This window comes from Hymenobacter sp. UYAg731, assembly GCF_054061335.1.
The window spans coordinates 183,764-201,513 of the sequence record NZ_JBSSEC010000003.1 but is presented as its reverse complement, the minus strand read 5'-3'; the positions used below and the strand labels follow the sequence as shown (position 1 = coordinate 201,513).

Below are 17,750 nucleotides of genomic sequence, written 5' to 3'. Positions count from 1 at the left end.
GAAAAATCAGGAATTGGGGGCTGGCATAGCCGCGCCCTGCCGCCGCAGCCGCCACGGGTACCACCCAAAATACCACAGAATGAACGCCGCCGAGCTGCCAATAATGGCCACGCTAGCCGCCACCGGCATCTCGGTGTGGCGCGTCACAAAGCTCTCCAGGAAGCCAGCCAGGATGAAAATGGGCACCAGCCCCAGCGCCAGCTTGCCGCCCTCGCGGGCCGCGTGCCGGAACGACTCGGCCCGGCCGTGGGTGCCCGGAAACAGGATGCCCTTCGCCATGACAAAGCCCGCCCCGCCGGCCAGCACAATGGCCGAAATCTCCAGCGTGCCGTGAATCCAGATGGTGAGCAGCGAGGCCGCCAGGACGTGCTGCTTATAGAAAAAATACTGGAACGACCCCAGCATCAAGCCGTTGTAGAACAGTGCTACGCCCGTGCCCAGCCCCGCCGTGATGCCCATGGCAAAGGCCGTGAGCGCCACCTTGATGTTGTTGAAGGTGATGAACAGGAACATCGACGTTTCCTCGTCGCTCTTATAAATGGCCATCGGGTCGCCCCGGTGGATGTTTTCCAGCGTCTGGTTCACGTAGCCATCGCCCAAAATGCTGCGCACGAAGGTGTCGTCGTACGCCGCCGAAAGGGCCCCGAGGGCCGTGCAGAGCACAAAAAAAAGCAGCGTCCAGGCCAGCACACCCTGGTGGCGGCTCACCACCAGCGGCAGCTCGCGCACCCAGAAGTGCCCTAAACGACCCCGGGCCTCGGCCTTGTTCTTGTAAATGGCCTGGTGCAGCTTGCCGGCGAGGCCGTTGAGGTAGGCCGTGGTGGGCGATTCCGGGTAGAAGGTTTGGGCGTAGGCCAGGTCGTCGGTCAGGGCTACGAAGCGGGCGGCCAGCTCGTCGGGATTGGCGGCGGGCTGGGTTTCGTATTGCTGCCAGCGGGCCTGGTTTTGCCGCAGGAAAAGGGCTTCGCGCATGGGGCGTGGGATAGGACCTTAAAGGTAGCGAAAGCGGCGACAGTTGCAGAATGTTAGAAGAAAAGAGGTTGGGCCAAGTGTGACGCCTAACTGGTTATATGCCCGGTCGCGGCGTACTTTTCCCCATCTAATCCTAGCTGCTCACATCATTCCGCTGCTTCCGCCTGCCCGCTCATGAGTACCATCCGCATTCAGACTACCCAAAACGTTTCCCTTGAATATGAGATTGCCAGCGTCGGCGACCGTATCCTGGCGTCGCTCATCGACTACGGCCTGTATTTCGTCTGGTTCATTGCCTGGAGCGTGCTCAATGGCGAGTACCACCTCGGCCCCGGCGGGCGGGCCGGCCAGGTGATACCCCTGCTGCCCACTACCTTTTATATGTTGGCCTGCGAGGTGTTTTTCAACGGCCAAACGCTGGGCAAAAAAGCCCTTAGTCTGCGCGTGGTGCGGCTGGATGGCACCCGCGCCGGCCTCGGCGACTACCTGCTGCGCTGGCTGCTGCGGCCCATCGAAATCGTGGCCACGTCGGGCGTGGTGGCCCTGATTACCATCCTGCTCAACGGCCGGGGCCAGCGCCTGGGCGACCTCGCGGCCGGCACCACCGTCATCAGCCTCAAAAAACGGCCCGACCATACCACGCCCCTGGCCGGGGAGGTGGCGGCCATTGCGGGCTACCAGCCGGTATTTGCCCAGGCCGCCGCGCTGTCTGACCACGATGTGGCACTTATTCGCAAACTGCTATACCACGGCAGCAAACAGGAAAACTATCTACTATTGAATGAGGTAGCCAACAAAGTGAAGGCCATCACGGGTATTCAGACCAGCTTGCAGGATGGGCCGTTTCTCAAAACTGTTCTGCGCGACCACGCCCACCTGACGGTGCATGGCTGAGGGCTATCCGGTAGCCAATTATGCCCGCAAAAAAAGGCCCGCTGAAACTCAGCGGGCCTTTTTTGTGACTGGTTAACCGGCAATTATTCCCGCTCTACGCGCAGCATGGTGCTGCTGCCGTCGGGCAGCTGCAGGCGCACCAGATAGAGGCCGGCGCGCAGGCCGGCAGCTTCGTTCCAGGTGAGGGTGCTGGTGCCGGCGGCCACGCGCTCCACGGTGCGGTGCAGCAGCAGGCGGCCGGCCACATCGTAGAGGTTGAGGTCCATCTGCGGCTGGGCCGAAGGCAGGTTCAGGCGTAGTTGCAGGCCCGGTGCGCCGAAGGGGTTGGGCTGAGCCGTGAACTCGCTGGCCTGGGCCAGGCCGGCTTTCTGGGCCGTTACCGCAGCGGGCAGCAGGTAGGTAGTTACCGTCTGGGTGCTTTGCAGGACGTTGGCACCGTTGCGCAGCTCCACAATCTGGTTGCCACCGCAGCCATTGATAACCTGGATGTCATCGACAAACCACCCCTCAAACGTGCTGGGGCTGCCATTGTCAGTGCGGGTGCGGAAGCGCACGAGCATGGGCATGCCCGCAAAGGAGCGCAGGTCGAGCGCCGAGCGGATGAAGCCGCCGGTGCCGGAAAAGCATTTCTGACCGGGCGCCGTGGTGCTGGCATCGAAGATGCTGTTGTAGCCATTCTGGAGCCAGAGGGTAGCCGGGTTTTGCCAGGTGGTGCCGTTGTTGGTGGAAATTTCCACCGTGCCGCCGTCGTAGCTGCCCTCGAAGTCGAAGTAGTGATAAAACGAGAGCACCGACAGGCCCGTGGGCGTGAACGGAGCCGAAGTGAGCACGAAATCGGTGGGAATGGCCGGGGCCGTGGCCCACCACGAAGTGGTGCCGCTGTTGGCGTGGGCGGTGCTGGTAGCCCAGGTAGAAGTGCCGGTGATGGGCGCGGCCACGAAGCCGCCCGCCGTGTTGGCCTCCCGGTTATCATTGACGGGCGTAACTGGGGCGCAGGCTCCGGCCGCCGTGGCCTGCGCCAAGAAGCGCAGCGTGCGCGTCTGGCCCAGCGCCGTGAACGTCTGGTTGCTGAACGTCACCTTATTGCCCACCAGCGTGCCGCCGGTGGTACTGCTCACGAATTGCATGCCCGTGGGCAGCTCGGCGGTGAGGGTGTAGGGTGCGGTGGGCAGGCTGCAGTTGCAGGTCAGCTTATACTCGTTGCTGAACGTGTTGCCGGAAACCAGCGGCGTTACTTTTTGTAGCGTGATGGGGGGGGGCATATCGAAGGCCGCCGTTTGGTCGGTGGCACTGCCCGAGGAGCCTTCCACGGCGCTGTAGCCCATGCCGCGGCGGGCAAACGCGTTCCAGATGGTGCAATGGTACTGGCCCTGGTAAAGCAGCGAGTCGGCGGCCAGGATGGCGTCGCGGGCATCGAGGAAGCCGGGCTGGCAGGGCTGCAGCTTCATGCCTTGCATCACCAGTTGGAGGGCAATGTTGTTGCCGCCGTTGCCGGCCCCGTTATACAGGTTGGGCTCGATGCGGCCGCGTTGCTGAATAACGTTCCAGGTCATGTCCCACAGGGCCGCGCACCAGATTTCGCCAATGGCATGCACCTCGGGGTTGGTGGCCACGTTGGCGTAGGTCAACGGGTTCACTGTGAGGCTGGTGGAGTAGGGGTAGCGCCGGATGCCGCTGGCGGCGGCCGTCTGGCCGGCGGCGTAGGTACCCACGGGGCGGGCGTTGGGGCCGTCGGCCAGGGCGGCCGTGGTCCAGTCGGTGGTCATCATCAGGGCCAGGTAGTCGCTCCAGCCTTCGCCGCCTTGCTCGGCATTGCCGAGGCAGCTACTGTTGGCGGGGCCGCCCGTGAGGCGGTTGCTCACGCCGTGGCCGTATTCGTGTACCACCACGCCGTTGTCGAGGTCGCCATCAATCATGGGGCCGGGAGCGGCGGCGCGGGGCAGCGTTACCTGAATGTTGTTGGCAATCTGGGCAACGAGGGCCGCGCCATCGGCCTGCGAAATCATTACCGAAGGAATGGTCACCGTGTTATCAGTGCCGCCCATTACAATGGAGGCACCGGCCACGTTATTCACCACAATGGCGGCAATGGCCCCGGCCAGCTGGGCGTTCTTCACTTTAGGCGCGAAGCTGCAGGTGCCCCGGTAAATCAGCGCGATTTTGCCAGTGAGCGGGGTGCCGGTGGCTGCCACGCAGCCCAGGTTGCCCGCGTCGTTGTACAGGGCCAGCTGCCCCGAAATGGGACCCAGCGTGGCCAGGCTGTTGTTGGTGCTGAAACCGCCTTCCACGGCCGGGTAGCTGCCGGCCACGGTGCTGGGGGCCGTCACGGTCAGGGAGTAAGCTGGGGTAGCGGCGCTCCAGAGGTACATCTGCATGCGGCCGCTGCTGCCATCGTCCGGCGTGCTGAAGTTGGCGTTGTTGGTGCCGCCGCCGTCCTGGGCTTCGGCCCGCACGTAGTCGTTGCCGCTGCCGCCCCGGCCCAGGTTATCGGCCTGGAAGTTGCCGGCGGCCTCCGTGAAGCCGTACTGATAGGTAACGTCGTGAACGATGTTGTTCCAGTAGAACAGGTTCACCACGGCCGCGTTGCGGTTGGTAACACCGCCGGGCGCGAGGGTGAAATTGGGCGTGTAGCTGAAGCTGAGGGCCGGAGCCGCCGTGAGCGAGTTAGCGTAGTTGCCGGGCAAGTTGACGTTGGCCGCATCGTCGTAGGCCGCCACGTTGTTGCCCCGCGTGAGGGCGTAGTTGGTGGTGCCGTCGAAATTCCAGCCGTGGGTGGTGGCGTTGTTGGTCGCGCCGGCTTTTAGCCACGGGTCGGTTTCGGTCTGAAAACCACTGGCAGCGGGCCGCTCCAGCGGGAACGGAATTACCAGGTAAGACGACGAGGTCGTGTTGGGGGGCGGTGGGGGCAGGAACTGCGCAGTTTTAGCAGCCCTGGCTACCGAGCCATTAGCGGCCGCCGCAGCGGGCCGGGCTTGGTGGGCAGCGGCTTCGCTCACGGTCCAGTTGTTCTGGCTCACGATGGCACCCGTGGCGGCATCTACCCGCACGTTCCACCAGTCGGACGAATCCAGCAGGTCGACGTTGACATTCCAGGTCAGGTGGGCCTTGCCGGCCTCGTCAAACGCCCAGGTCAGGCTGGCCACGATGTCGCGCCGGGCCACGCCGCTGGCGGCAAAGGTTTGGCGGGCTTCGGGACTATTTCCCTCCGTGAGGCGAGCCGGGGTAGCGGCAAAGGGCCGGGCCAGGTGCTGCAAGGCGCGGCTCACGGCCACTGCGGCCGTGATGGCCGGCGTGGCGGGCACGGCCACCAGCTGTTTAGCCGGCACAAATGCCCCGGTGTGCGAGGCCAGCCGCCCGCCCAGGAAGGCCAGCGACTGTATTTTATTGAACACCGGAATGCCCAGGTACAGCTGCTGCACATATATGTGCTCCAGGCCATTGGCGTCGGTGTAGGCGCTGCTTAGGCGCAGGTCGGCCGGCGCGAAGCCGGGGCCGGCCCACTGGCTGCGCACGGCCAGCGCTTTCTCCATGGCCTGCTGAGGAGGGATAGACTGCGCGTGCAGCGCAGAAAGCGGCAGCAGGCCGAGCAGGGCCAGGCTTAGCTTTTGGAAGGTAAAAGGTTTACTCACGGGCAAAAGATATGTAGTGATGAAACGATTTGAAAATAGGAAAACTAAAAGTACAACATCCGAAGTACTTCCCCGGCGACTCAATGCAAACCATTGCCGCAAAATTTCTGGAGCCAATTCTTTTTAAGAAAATTCATTGCTTTCTGACAAAAAAACACCCCATCGGATGCGTCCGATGGGGTGTTTTTCGCATTGTTGCTCACCTAAATAGGCGGCCGAGCAATTATTACTCTACCACGACCTGGCGGGTGGCGGCGGACTGGCCATCCACCACGAGGCGCACCAGGTACAGGCCGGGCTTGGCCGCGCCGGCTTCCCAGCGCAGCTCCTGCGGCCCGGCCGGCAGCATGGCCGCCGTCACAGTGGCCACGCGGCGGCCCAGGGCATCCATCACGCTCAACTCGACGCGGGCGGTGCGGGCCAGGCTGAAGGCCAGGGCGGTGCGGCCGCTGGTGGGGTTGGGGTACAGGCTCACGCCGGCGGCCAGGTCGGCACGGTCGCGCACGGCCGTGTTCACGCCGGCCGGGCCAGCCACGGCAATGTCGCGGGCCGCGAGGCCATTGCCGATGGCCCCTACCAGCGTGGTGGCACCCGTGGTCAGGTTCACGGTGTAGAGGTTCGTGTTGGCCGTGGTGCCGGGATTAGCAACCAGGTAAGCCGCGTTGGTACCGGCCACGGATGAGTAGATATCCAAATCAAGGCTGGAAGCCGTGGCGTTGGCCGTAATGCCCGAAGCACCCACCGTATTCAGCGTGCCGTTGTTTGGTGGGTTCTGGGTGGTGAGGATGTTTAGGCTCAGGTCGTAATTGTAAAGAGTGGTGGTGGCAGCGAGGGGGCCGGCCACGCTGTTGGTGTAGGCCGCGGCCCCAATGTTGGGGGTAGCGGCGGAGTTGGCATCGGTGGCGGCGTAGGCCAGCTGGGTATCGGTGGCGGCAATGGTGCCATCGTTGGGGTTCAGGCGGTAGTTGGCGCGGTTGCCGGACGTGACGCGGATGCGGTCCACCGTCGGGTTGAAATCGAAGCCAACTTTGCCCGTGCCCAGCTCCAGGCGAATGGCCGAGCCGACGGCCGTAGCCACGCCCGTTACCGCGCTTATCGAATACACCTGGGCATTCAGGCCCGGCGTGGCCAGGGCCGCATCGTAGCCCAGGGCGAAGAGCGTATTGGTGAAGGGCCGCACGTCCAGGCCCACCAGGGTTTGGGTGGCGGCCATGCCCGTCACACCCAGCGAGGTGCGAATGGTGCCTGGCAGCGCCGTATCAAACGTAATCAGGTTGGTGCCGGCCAGGGCATAGGCGAGGTTGCCGGTCAGGGTAGCGGGCACCGTGCGCGTGATTTGCAGGGCAATATCCGTGACGGGCGACGTGAGGTTGCCGCCCACCCCGCCCACCAGCGTAGGAGCGCCGGTGGCGAGGTTGATGGTGTAGAGGCTGCTATTGGTAGAGCCCGCCACCACCGTGGGCACGGCCGTGAAGTAGGCTACATTGGTGCCGGTGGTGGGGTTGAAGTAGATGTCCAGGTCGGAGTTGCCGAAGGCCGGAAGTCCCAGCCCGCCCACGGTGTTCAGCACGCCGTTGTTGGGTGGGTTCTGGGTGGTCAGGCGGGAGTTGGCCTCGTCTACGTCGTAGAGGGTGGTGGCCGTGGTGCCGATGTAGCTGTTGGTGTAGGCCACGGCCCCCACGCCCGGCGTCTGCGCGGCGTTGGCATCGGTGGCGGCGTAGGCCAGGTTGCCATCGGTGGCGGCCAGCGCGCCGTTGTTGGGGTTTAGGCGGAAGTTGGTGTTGTTGCTGCCCGTCAGGCGGATGCGGTCCACCGTCGGGTTAAAATCAAAGCCGATGCGGGCGGTGTTGGTGCCCAGGTCCAGCGTGAGGGCCGCGCCCACTGTGGTAAGCGCGCCGGTGGTCACGTTCAGGATGTAGAGCTGCACCGAAGTAGTGGCCGCCGTGTAGCCTACCGCAAATAGCTGGCCGGTGTTGGGGCGGCTGTCCAGGCCCACCAGCGTTTGGCCGGTGCCCAGACCCGTGATTGCCGTAGTGGCCGTGAGCGTGCCCGGAGCCGTCACCTGAAACGTGACGAGGCTGGTGGCGGTGGCTGAAGTTTGCAGGCCATAAGCCGTTTGGGCCTGGGCCGCGGCGGACGTCAGCAGCAGCAGGGCAGCCGTTGCTGCCAGCCGGGAAGAAGTGGAAAAGTGGTGCATGGGTAAAAGTTAAAATGTTTGTGAAGAATTAGTGAAGTGCATGAAAATGAGGTACGCGCCCATGGCCAAAGCGGATTCATTTTAACAGGGTTTTAATCTAATTTATTTACTATATATAAAATACTTGATAAAACCCCGGTCATTCTGACGCTAAGCAGTCGTGCAAAAGCAACCAGGTAAAAGGCCGCCGTGCTACGCTCTGCATGACAATTACTTTTACTGACCAAAACCAGAAGCACCCCTCACGGCCCGCTAAGCGGACAACGAGGGGTGCTGTGGCGGGCGACGTTCCGGGCGGCGAAAACCCGTGGAACGCTGAGTCCGGTTCGGCGCAGTACGGGCTGCTTAGTTGCGGGTCATGAGCTTGTTGGTGGCCAGCTCGGTGGAGGGAATGGGCCACACGTACAGCACATCGGTGGGGTTGACGGCCGAAACTGAGCCCTTGCCCGGAATGGGGGCGTTGAGGCGCATGATATCGATGTTGCGCAGGCCTTCGCCGATGAACTCAATGCGCCGTTCCAGCAGCAGGGCATCCAGCATATCATTGGCGGAAGCAAACGCGGCATACTGCCCCGTGGGGTTGGAGCGGCCGCGCACGGCGTTCAGCAGCGCCAGGGCCTGCGGGTTGACGGCATTGGCCTTGCGCACCAGCGCTTCAGCCAGGTTGAGCATCACTTCCGCGTAGCGAATAACCGGGGCTTTGTCGGTGTAGGGGGAGGGGGCGTTGCTGCCATTCGCGTACTTTTTCAGGTAAGAGTCGGCCCCCGCTACCTGCACGAAACTGGTGCGGCGCGCATCGGTAGCGGCCCAGGCCGGATTGGCCAGAATGCCTCCCGTGGCGGAATTCAGCGCGTATTCGCCGTTGCCGCCCTGGCCCGTGCCACCCGGCAGGTAGTAGTAGGCAAACTGGTTCTGGGTGCCCGGCCCGTCGGAGGTGGTGAAGGGAAAGGACAGGATGCTTTCCGGGGTTTCCTCCGAGCCCGTGAAGATGGCGGCCACCGAGGCATTCAGGGCATTGGCCACGCCGGTTGGGGCCACGTAGCTGCCCGTAGCGGGTACCAGCTTGTTGGCCTCCGCTATCACGTCATCGTAGCGGCCCATGCTCAGGTACACCCGGGTTTTGAGGGCAATGGCCGTGTTGCGGTGCGCCCGGGTCACGTTCAGGGTGCCCGCCGTGGTGCCGGTGTAGGCCAGCGGCAGGTTGGTTTCGGCAAAGTTCAGGTCGAGCAGAATCTGGGCGTACACTTCGGCCACCGTGCTGCGGGCCAGGTCGTTGCCAATTGCATCGCCTTCGGCTTTGAGGCGCAGGGGCAGGCCGGGCTTGCTGCCGGCTCCGTCGGCGTAGGGCCGGGCATACAGCTGTAGCAGGGCATAGTAGCTCAGCGCGCGCAGCAGCCGGGCTTCGCCGCGGTAGCTGTTGGCCTTCGCCGCAAAATCGGCCGGGAAAATCGGGGCCACAAACTTAGCCGCGTTGGCATCCAGGCCGGCCAGAAACACGTTGGCCTGGTTGATGGCCGCGTAGCCCGCGCCCCAGGTATTGACCACATCGTTCTGCGACGTTTCCGTGAGCGTGTGGTTCCACACGGCCGTGCCGGTTACGAGGTTGGATGCTTTGTTGATGAAGTCGTTGGCCCGGATGTCGTTGAAAATCTGGAACCGACCGCCCAGAAAGATGCCCGTTTTCACGTAGCTGTACAAGCCGTTGGCCTGCAATTCGATGCGGGCCGGCGTGTCGAACACCACCTTGTCGGAAAACAGCGTCAGGGGAGCCGGGGTAAGCTTATCGGGCTGGCAGGCCGGCGTGCCCACCGCCAAAAGGACCGCGCACAGGGCGGCAGCCGCCTTATTGTTTAGAAAAATAGTCATCGGGTAGGTACGGTTAGAAGCCAATGTTGAAGCCCACAGTGTAAGTCCGGGCCTGGCCCACGGAATTGCGGTCGACGCCCGCGCCGGTGTTGTTAGAGCCGTTGGTCGAAATCTCAGGGTCGATGCCCGAATACTTGGTCAGCAGGGCGGCGTTTTGCACCTGCACGTACAGGCGCGCATTGGCCACGCTCAGGCGGCTCAGCAGCGTCTGGTTGAACGTGTAGCCCAACGACACCTGCCGCAAGCGGGCAAAATCACCCTTTTCCACGTTCGATGATATCACCAGGGCCGAGCCGTTCGACACGTTGTCGCCGTACACCACGCGGGGCCACTCGGCGTTGCGGTTGCTGTCGGACCAATGGTTGAGGATGTCGGTCTGGTTGTTCCAGAAGCGCTGGTCGTGCAGGCCCGACTTGGTGCCGTTGTAGATGTAGTTGCCGCCCGAGAACTGCACGAACACGCCCAAATCGAAGGCCTGGTAGCGGAACGTGTTATCGAAGCCGCCGTAGAACGTGGGCAGGGTAGGGCCGTAATACTCGCCGTCGGTGAGTTGGGTGGGAGCCGACGCGTTTTTGCCGTCGAGCGTGGTCCAGCCGGTTGAGCCCACGCCGGTCGTACCCTGGTGGTTGTACTGCACCACGCTGTTATCGGCTTTCCGAATCATGCGCTGGCCGTTATCGGGGTTCACGCCCAACGAGCGCACGGCCAGAATTTCGCCCACCGAATGGCCCACTTGGGTAAAGTTGGAGGTTTCGAGGCCGCCCGTGGCCGTGCCGATGCGCTGGCCTTCGGTGGCCAGGCTTAGCACCCGGTTTTTGAGCGAGGTCACGTTGCCGCTCACGGTCCAGCTAAAGTTCTTGCCCTGAATGGCGTTGTAGGTAAGGTTCAACTCAACGCCGGAGTTGCGCATCGAGCCCACGTTGGCCGGGATGACGTTGCCCAGCGTGCCGGGCGCGGCGGTACCCGAATTGGGCACGTTCGGAACGCCTTTTGACGGGGCCTGGGGCACGTCCAGAATCAAGCCATCCACGAGGTTGTTGTAGTAGGCAAAATCGCCCCGCAGGCGGTCCTGCAAAAAGCCAAAGGCCAGGCCTACGTCGCTTTTCTTGCTGGTTTCCCAGGTCAGGTTGGGGTTGCCCGCGCCGCTGAAATACAGCGTGGCGTTAGCGCCGTACAGGCCCGAGGAATAGGTTTGCAGCGCGGCAAAGTCGCCAATGCCCTGGTTGTTGCCCACGCTGCCGAAGCTGCCCGTGAGCTTCAGGAACGAAAAGACCTGCGAGAACGGCGCGTTTTTCCAGAAGTCTTCCTCCGACACCACGTAGCCCAGCGAGGCCCCGTAGAAGTTGCCGTACTTCTTGGCAAAAGCCGAGTAGCCGTCGCGGCGCACGTTCACCGTGGCCAGGTACTTATGGTCGTAATTGTAGTTCAGGCGGCCGAAAAACGACACCAGATAGTTGGTGCCCTGAAACTGGCCCGAAGACGCAATGTTGGTGTAGCCGCCCTGAAACGAGGTGAAAAAGTCATCGGCGATGCCGGTGCGAATGGCGCCCCAGCGCTGCACGTCGGTATTCTGCTGCTCGTTGCCGAGCAGGAGCGAAAAATTGTGCTTGTCGCCGAAGGTGTGGTCGTACTGCGCGGTGTTCTGCCAGTTCCAGCGCTTGTTGGTGCGGTAGAAGTTGTCGGCCTCGCCGGCCGGAGTCAGCGAGCCGGGCCGCGACGTATAAAACGCTTTGTCCTCGAAGGAAATGTTGTTGATGCCGTAGGTGGTGCGCAGGTTCAGGCCCGAGATGAGTTCCCAGTTGGCGTACACGCTGCCTTCAATCTGGTTGCCGTCGGAGTTAAAGCTGTTGTTTTTGATGTCCACCACCGGGTTGATGAAGCCGATGACGAAGGGGGCACCCCCGGCGGGGTTCAGGTTGGGGCCCGCCCCGATGCTGGTGCCGCTCACGTTCGGGCTGCCATCGGGGTTGTAGGGGGCCAGGTTGGGCGGCAGCAGAATGGGCACGCGGCCCAGCCCGGCCGAGCCGAAGGAGTTGTCGCCCACTGAGCCCGTATTGGGCGAGGAGTTGTGCGTGCCGGAGTAGCCCACGCGCATGCCCACCGTAAAGTTCTTGAACACCTTGTGGTCCACGTTCAGGCGGGCCGAGATGCGCGAGAATTCGTTGTTCACAATCATGCCCTTCTGGTTGGTGTAGCCCACCGACGAATAAAAACTCGTCTTCTCGGTACCGCCCGAGAAGTTGACGTTATGCGAGTGCGAAAAGCCCGTGCGGTAGATGTAGTCGTACCAGCGCGTGTCGGCCGCGTTGCCGTTGGCATCGGCCAGTTTGAAGCCCTCCACATTGGTGGCCGCCGCCCCAATGGCCCGGCGGTTTTCGTTCAGGTTGCGCACGGCCTCGTTTTTCACGTTCACGTAATCCTGCGCGCCCAGCACGTCGTAGAGCCGCACGGGTTTCGACCAGCCGGCCCAGGTGTCGTAGCTGATGTGGCTCTGGCCCTTCTTGCCCTTTTTGGTGGTCACGAGGATAACGCCGCCCGCCGCCCGCGAGCCGTAGATGGCCGTGGCCGAGGCATCCTTCAGCACTTCCATGCTCTCGATATCGGCCGGATTCAGGTTGCTGAGCGGGTTGTTGGGCACGCTGCCCAGCGCCGAGTTGTTGCCGCTGAAGGCCGGAATGCCGTCAATCACCACCAGCGGAGCCGAACTCAGGTTGATGGAGTTAACCCCGCGAATGCGGATAACCGGCGGGTTGTTCAGCACACCGTTGGGCGTGGTAATGTTCACGCCCGGCGCGCGGCCCTGCAAGGCCTGGTCGAAGCTCTGCACCGGGGCCGTGGCAATCTCCTTGCCGCTGATGGAGGCCACGTTGCCCGTCAGGTCGCGCCGGCTTTGGGTGCCGTAGCCCACCACCACCACTTCTTCGAGGCTCTTGGTGTCGGTCGCTAAGCTGATGCTGAAGGCCTTTTTATCGCCGATGGCTGCTTCCTGCGTGGCGTAGCCCACGTAGGAAAACACCAGCGCGGTGGCCGTGGCGGGGGCGGCCAGAGAAAACTTGCCGTCCGCATCGGTGGAGGTGCCTATTTTGGTGCCTTTCACGAGCACCGTCACGCCCGGGATGGAAGCCCCATCGGAACCCGCCACCGTGCCGGTGAGGTTCCGGTCCTGGGCCTTTAGGCTGTGCGCCGTGAGGCCCAGCACCATGAATAGAAATAAGAGTAAGTGTTTTCTCATGTGAGTGGTTGGTTGGTGAAAAAGGAGTGACTGAATTGCCGAATATAATTGTGAATTTCTGATTAAGGCAGCTTATTGTCAGTGAGGATGCCAATTGAATGTTTATTGCATAAAGATTACGCTCATAATTTGGAAGAATTAGCATTGAAAATATTTTGTAAAGCATTTATTCATACAACTAACGGTGCTGGTGGCTCAGCCAGCGGGCGGCAGCTCGGGAAGAACCATAAAAAAGCCCGTCCGTTGATTGCTCAACTGAACGGGCTTCAATTAATAAACGGCCTGTTACCTTAATTTAAGGCCAACTGTCTGGGTAAATCCCGGCCTGCGTCCCCGGCGGCTACCACGGCACGGGCTGGCCCTGCCAGGTTACGAAGCTGCCGTTTTCCTCGGCGTGCAGCTGCTCAACCAGGCGGATGATGCCCCGGGCCGAATCGGCTGGCTCTTGGGTGGCGTGGTCGCCGCCCATTTCAGTACGCATCCAGCCCGGGTCTACCAGCACCGAAATCAGGCCCATGTGGCCAATTTCGGCCGCCAGGCTGCGCATGTACATATTCAGGGCGGCCTTGCTGGCGCTGTAGTGGTAGGGGTCGCCGGTGGCTTTCCACGTCAGCGAGCCCTGGCCCGAGGAGATGCTGAGAATGCGCCCCTTGCGCCCGGCGCGCAGCAGCGGCAGCAGCGCCTGCGACACCAGCAGCGGCCCAATGGCGTTGACCTGCATGGTTTCCATGGCGTCGTCGTGGGTGAGGTGGCCCAGGCGCTGGTGGGCGTCGCCGGAGCCCGCGTGCGGGTACACCCCGGCGTTGTTAATGAGCACATCGAGGCCATCGGTGGCGGCCTGTACGGCCTGCACGGCCGCCGCGATGGAGGCTGCATCGGTCACGTCGAGGGGCAGCAGCACGAGGCGGTCGGCGTATTGCTGCTTCAGGGATTGCAGCTCAGCAGCCTGGGCCGGCTGGCGGCTGGCGGCGAATACGTGGTCGCCGCGCTCCAGGTACTGGCGGGTAAGTTCGAGGCCCAGGCCCCGGTTGGCTCCGGTGATGAAAGCGCGCATAGGTGTTTGGTGTGGTTAGGAAATAGCGGGAAGAATTGGGGCCGAAGTTTACGCACAAAAGCCCGGCCCGCCGCCGGGGTGGGCCATTTACGCAAGCCGATTTGCCGCCGAATGGTTTTCTTGCGTCCCTTATGGCCCCTCTCATCACCTCGCTCAGCGCCGCCGAAGCCCGGGCGCTGCTGCCCCAACTCCACGAGCTGCTCCATGATGCCGTTGACTCCGGCGCGTCCGTTGGTTTCCTGCCGCCACTGGATACCGCTGAGGGCCATAGCTATTGGCAAAGCGTATTCGCAGCCTTGGAAGCTGGCCATCGGCTGTTGTTGGTGGCCCGCCAGCCCGGCACCGGCGAGCTACTGGCCACCGCGCAGCTTGACTTGGCCACCCGCCCCAACTCCCTGCTCCGCGCCGAAGTATCGAAGCTGCTGGTACACCGGCGGGCGCGCCGCCAGGGCCTGGCCCGGCAGCTGCTTGTGGCCCTGGAAGACCACGCCCGCACGCGGGGCCGCACCACGCTGGTGCTCGATACCCGCCACGGCGACATCGCCGAGCAGCTTTATCAAAGCCTGGGCTACGTGTTTGTGGGCGCTATTCCGGCCTATTTCATCAATTTCGACGGGCAGCCGCACGCCACGGCGCTATATTATAAGCTGTTGGCAGCCAACTAAAACAGGATGGAAATAACGAACAAGGCGGCCGTCATGCACATGACGGCCGCCTTGTTCAGATAAGGAAATGCTAAATACTACCCCGCCGCGATGGCCTTGCGGCGCGAGCCGGTGCTGGGCCGGCGCTCCTCGCCCTGGGCCAGCAGCTCGTCGTCGCGCTCGGTTTTCTTCACCCAGCTCACCGAGTACAGGTCCTTGCGGCGGTCGCGCAGGTTGCGCACGGCCCCGCTGGTGTTCAGGTCCTTGAGCAAGTCAAGGTCAAGGTCGGCAATCAGGGTCATCTCCGTGTTCGGCGTGGCTTCGGCCACAATGGCATCGTGCGGGAAGGCAAAATCCGAGGGGCTGAACACGGCCGATTGCGAGTACTGAATGTCCATGTTCTCGACGCGCGGCAGGTTGCCCACCGAGCCGGTGATGGCCACGTAGCACTCGTTCTCGATGGCCCGTGCCTGGGCGCAGAGGCGCACGCGCTGATAGGCGTTCTTGGTATCGGTCCAGAAGGGCACGAACAGGATTTTCATGCCCTCGTCGCTCAGCATGCGCGAGAGCTCGGGGAATTCCACATCGTAGCACACCAGAATGCCGATTTTGCCAAAATCCGTGTCGAAGCATTTCAGCTTATCGCCGCCGCGCATGCCCCAGTAGCTGGCCTCGTCGGGCGTGACGTGCAGCTTGTATTGCTCGTCCACGGTGCCATCGCGGCGGCACAGGAAGGCCACGTTGTGCAGCTTCTCATCCAGGTACACGGGCATCGAGCCGGCCACGATGTTGATGTTATAGCTCACGGCCAGCTCCATCATCTTGGCCTTGATGGGCTCGGTGAAAGCCGCCATGGCCCGAATGGCCACCGCCGGCGAATCCTCGTTGGTGAGGGCCATGAGCGGCGCGTTGAAGAACTCCGGAAACATCACGCAGTCAGACTTATACCCGCTCACCGTATCCACGAAGAACTCAATCTGCTGCAACAAGTCTTCCAGGCTGCGTGTGGCGCGCATCTGCCACTGCACAATGCCGATGCGGACGTTGGATTTGGTGTTGCCGATGAGCTTTTCCTCTTCCTCATAATACACGTTAATCCACTCCAGCAGCGTGGCATAGGCCTTCGATTCGGAGTCGTAGGGCAGGTAGCCGCGAATAATTTTGCGAACGTAGAACTCGTTGGAAAGCTGGAAGGTGAGAATGGGGTCGACCAGCTCCTTGTTGCGCACCATTTCCACGTACTTGGCGGGCGTCATCTCGTTGGCGTAGGTGGCGTAGCCGGGAATGCGGCCGCCGGCTACCATAGCGCGCAGGTTTAGGTTCTCGCACAGCTCCTTGCGGGCGTCGTAGAGGCGGCGGCCCAGGCGCAGGCTGCGGTACTCGGGGTCCACAAACACGTCGACGCCATAGAGCGTGTCGCCGTCGGCATCGTGGGTGTCGAACTTGCCATTGCCCGTGATTTTGGCGTAGGTGTGCTTGTCGCCGTATTTGTCATAGTCCACGATGATGGCCAGGGCGGCGGCTACCAGCCGGCCGTTGTCCTCAATGCCAATCTGGCCATCGGGAAACTTGCGAATCAGGGCGCTGAACTCGTCGGCCGACCACGCGCCTTCCATGTTGGAGTACACTTGGTCCATGATTTCTTTGATGGCCTTGAAATCAGAGCGGCGCAGGGTGCGCAGCACCAGTTTGTGGGCCGGCACGGCGGTGGGGGTGAGGAGCTCATCGGCGAGCTTGCCCACCTTTTTGGCGGGCGCGCCGCCGGGCGCGGCCTTGCCGTTGGAAGCAGCAGATTTGCCGTTGGAAGAAGTTGCCATAATATCGAAAAAGCGCTGTGTAAATGGTTGGACCGCCCAGCGGTCCGGTTGCCGGGCACCGCCAGCAGCCCGGCAAATTTACCCGTAAAAAAACCCGTTGACGGCGTTCGCCAACGGGTCCTTCAACGGCAAAACGGTCAAAACGGTGCAATTTTTCAGTATTGTTACTCGCGCACCAGCCGGCGGGTGGCCGTGCCGTGCGCCGTTTGCACCGTCAGCAGTAGTACGCCCCGGAAGGTGCCAAAGAATTCAGCATCAATGCGCAGGCTGCCCGAATTACCGCTAAAGCTGCGCCGAAACAGCTGCCGGCCCACCACGTCGGTGGCCGACACGGTGAGCAGGCCGCTACCGGCGGGCACCGTCAGCATGAGCGGCGTGCCGCTGGCCGAGGGGTTGGGGAAGGCCGTCAGGACGGCATCGGTGGCCGCGTCGCGGGTGGCCGTGCGGATGATGCGGCGGTAGATGTCGCGGTATTCCACGCCGGTCACGGTTTCGGTGCCGCCGATGGTGCGCGTGGTGATGGTGAGCAGCGGAACGTGCTGGGTTTTGGCCAGCCACTTATACTCGCGGGTCAGCGGGATGTCGAAGCCCTGACCGGGCATACCCCCAAAAGCCACGCTGTCGTGGTCGATGAGCCTAGTAACCACGCGCACCGTCTGGAACGTGCCGAAGGGCGTGGTGAGCGTGCCCCAGGCATCGGGCTTGTTCACGCGCTTGCGCTTCTGGCTCAGGTAGCCAACGGTAGCAATGGCCGCCGGGGTCGAAAAGAAAGAATTGCTGGAATCGGGCAGGCTGGCGGAGCTCAGCGGGAAGCGGTAAATCACGTCCTGCTGGGCCGCGCTGGCATAAGTAACGGGTACGGCCGCGCCATTGAGCGAAGCCCCAAAGCCCACGGAACGGAAGTCCTGCTGCGCCGCTGCCGCCGCCGAAGTAGCGTAGAACTGGTACGAATCGGTGATGGGAATGGGCAGGGCCACGGGCAGCGGCAGGGCCTGCGGCGAGGCCACGGTGGCCCGGTTGGCCCCGCCAAACGGCCCGAATATGAAGGCGTACGTGAGCGAGGTTGCCGTCACGCTACTTGCCGACACGAAGGATTCGACCCGCTGCGAGGCGGGCGTGAGGGTGCTGTAGTTCCAGGTTTGGTTGGCCCCGCGCTGGGTTAGGAGCGGCACGGTGTTGGGCAGCACCGGGCTGGCCACGCTCAGCCGCAGGCTGTCCACGGTGGTCGTGGTGGCCGGCATATCGGTCCGGTCAATTATTGGCGAAACCTGGGCCTGGGCCAGCGCGGGCAGGGCGGCCAGCGCAAAAAAGGTAAACGTTTGGCGCATAAAGTCGTGGCTATGGGTGGCTGCGAAGATACGGCCGGGGAGTAGCATATGCTTTAGCTTGCGATGAGCGCAGCGAGTAAGCCGGCCCGGCGGTGCGGGTGCCTGAACTTGCTGCGC

10 protein-coding genes are annotated in these 17,750 nt (G+C 62.7%); 2 read left to right on the top strand and 8 right to left on the bottom strand.

The window, feature by feature from the left end; all coding sequences use genetic code 11:
- Positions 1-6: 6 nt before the first annotated feature.
- Positions 7-972, bottom strand: a complete 966-nt coding sequence (locus ACVWYF_RS09000; protein WP_457066869.1) for a stage II sporulation protein M — start codon at positions 970-972, stop codon at positions 7-9.
- Between the two features lie 174 nt (positions 973-1,146).
- Between ACVWYF_RS09000 and ACVWYF_RS08995 the strand changes: the two genes are divergently transcribed.
- Positions 1,147-1,866, top strand: coding sequence for an RDD family protein (locus ACVWYF_RS08995; protein WP_457066866.1), 720 nt, complete (start codon positions 1,147-1,149; stop codon positions 1,864-1,866).
- An 83-nt stretch (positions 1,867-1,949) separates the two neighbouring features.
- Here the strand turns inward: ACVWYF_RS08995 and ACVWYF_RS08990 are convergent, their stop codons facing one another.
- The 5 genes from ACVWYF_RS08990 to ACVWYF_RS08970 form a co-directional block, all read right to left on the bottom strand.
- Positions 1,950-5,495 carry a M36 family metallopeptidase gene (locus tag ACVWYF_RS08990; protein ID WP_457066863.1) on the bottom strand — a complete coding sequence of 1,182 codons (3,546 nt, stop codon included), beginning with the start codon at positions 5,493-5,495 and terminating at the stop codon, positions 1,950-1,952.
- 226 nt (positions 5,496-5,721) lie between these two features.
- Positions 5,722-7,692: a DUF4394 domain-containing protein gene (locus tag ACVWYF_RS08985; protein ID WP_457066860.1), complete on the bottom strand. Its 1,971-nt coding sequence runs from the start codon at positions 7,690-7,692 to the stop codon at positions 5,722-5,724.
- A 345-nt stretch (positions 7,693-8,037) separates the two neighbouring features.
- Positions 8,038-9,558, bottom strand: a complete 1,521-nt coding sequence (locus ACVWYF_RS08980) for a RagB/SusD family nutrient uptake outer membrane protein (RefSeq protein ID WP_457066857.1) — start codon at positions 9,556-9,558, stop codon at positions 8,038-8,040.
- A 13-nt stretch (positions 9,559-9,571) separates the two neighbouring features.
- On the bottom strand, positions 9,572-12,790 hold the full coding sequence (locus ACVWYF_RS08975; protein WP_457066854.1) for a SusC/RagA family TonB-linked outer membrane protein: 3,219 nt from the start codon (positions 12,788-12,790) through the stop codon (positions 9,572-9,574).
- A 340-nt stretch (positions 12,791-13,130) separates the two neighbouring features.
- Positions 13,131-13,844, bottom strand: coding sequence for an SDR family oxidoreductase (locus tag ACVWYF_RS08970; RefSeq protein ID WP_457066851.1), 714 nt, complete (start codon positions 13,842-13,844; stop codon positions 13,131-13,133).
- Positions 13,845-13,975: 131 nt separating this feature from the next.
- Between ACVWYF_RS08970 and ACVWYF_RS08965 the strand changes: the two genes are divergently transcribed.
- The gene (locus ACVWYF_RS08965) at positions 13,976-14,509 is read left to right on the top strand and encodes an N-acetyltransferase family protein (protein WP_457066848.1); all 534 of its coding nucleotides are present in this window, start codon (positions 13,976-13,978) and stop codon (positions 14,507-14,509) included.
- A gap of 77 nt (positions 14,510-14,586) precedes the next feature.
- Here ACVWYF_RS08965 and ACVWYF_RS08960 read toward each other — a convergent pair whose 3' ends face one another.
- The gene (locus ACVWYF_RS08960) at positions 14,587-16,125 is read right to left on the bottom strand and encodes a GNAT family N-acetyltransferase (RefSeq protein WP_457068209.1); all 1,539 of its coding nucleotides are present in this window, start codon (positions 16,123-16,125) and stop codon (positions 14,587-14,589) included.
- Positions 16,126-16,469: 344 nt separating this feature from the next.
- Positions 16,470-17,633 (bottom strand): hypothetical protein, encoded by a 1,164-nt coding sequence (locus ACVWYF_RS08955; RefSeq protein ID WP_457066845.1) that lies wholly within the window; start codon positions 17,631-17,633, stop codon positions 16,470-16,472.
- Positions 17,634-17,750: the final 117 nt, after the last annotated feature.

Excerpts from the sequence above, each read along its gene's own strand:
- ACVWYF_RS08995 (WP_457066866.1), top strand. The coding sequence starts at position 1,147 with ATGAGTACCATCCGCATTCAGACTACCCAAAACGTTTCCCTTGAATAT.
- ACVWYF_RS08960 (WP_457068209.1), bottom strand. The coding sequence starts at position 16,125 with ATGGACCAAGTGTACTCCAACATGGAAGGCGCGTGGTCGGCCGACGAG.
- ACVWYF_RS08985 (WP_457066860.1), bottom strand. The coding sequence starts at position 7,692 with ATGCACCACTTTTCCACTTCTTCCCGGCTGGCAGCAACGGCTGCCCTG.
- ACVWYF_RS08975 (WP_457066854.1), bottom strand. The coding sequence starts at position 12,790 with ATGAGAAAACACTTACTCTTATTTCTATTCATGGTGCTGGGCCTCACG.
- ACVWYF_RS08965 (WP_457066848.1), top strand. The coding sequence starts at position 13,976 with ATGGCCCCTCTCATCACCTCGCTCAGCGCCGCCGAAGCCCGGGCGCTG.
- ACVWYF_RS08955 (WP_457066845.1), bottom strand. The coding sequence starts at position 17,633 with ATGCGCCAAACGTTTACCTTTTTTGCGCTGGCCGCCCTGCCCGCGCTG.
- ACVWYF_RS08980 (WP_457066857.1), bottom strand. The coding sequence starts at position 9,558 with ATGACTATTTTTCTAAACAATAAGGCGGCTGCCGCCCTGTGCGCGGTC.
- ACVWYF_RS08970 (WP_457066851.1), bottom strand. The coding sequence starts at position 13,844 with ATGCGCGCTTTCATCACCGGAGCCAACCGGGGCCTGGGCCTCGAACTT.
- ACVWYF_RS09000 (WP_457066869.1), bottom strand. The coding sequence starts at position 972 with ATGCGCGAAGCCCTTTTCCTGCGGCAAAACCAGGCCCGCTGGCAGCAA.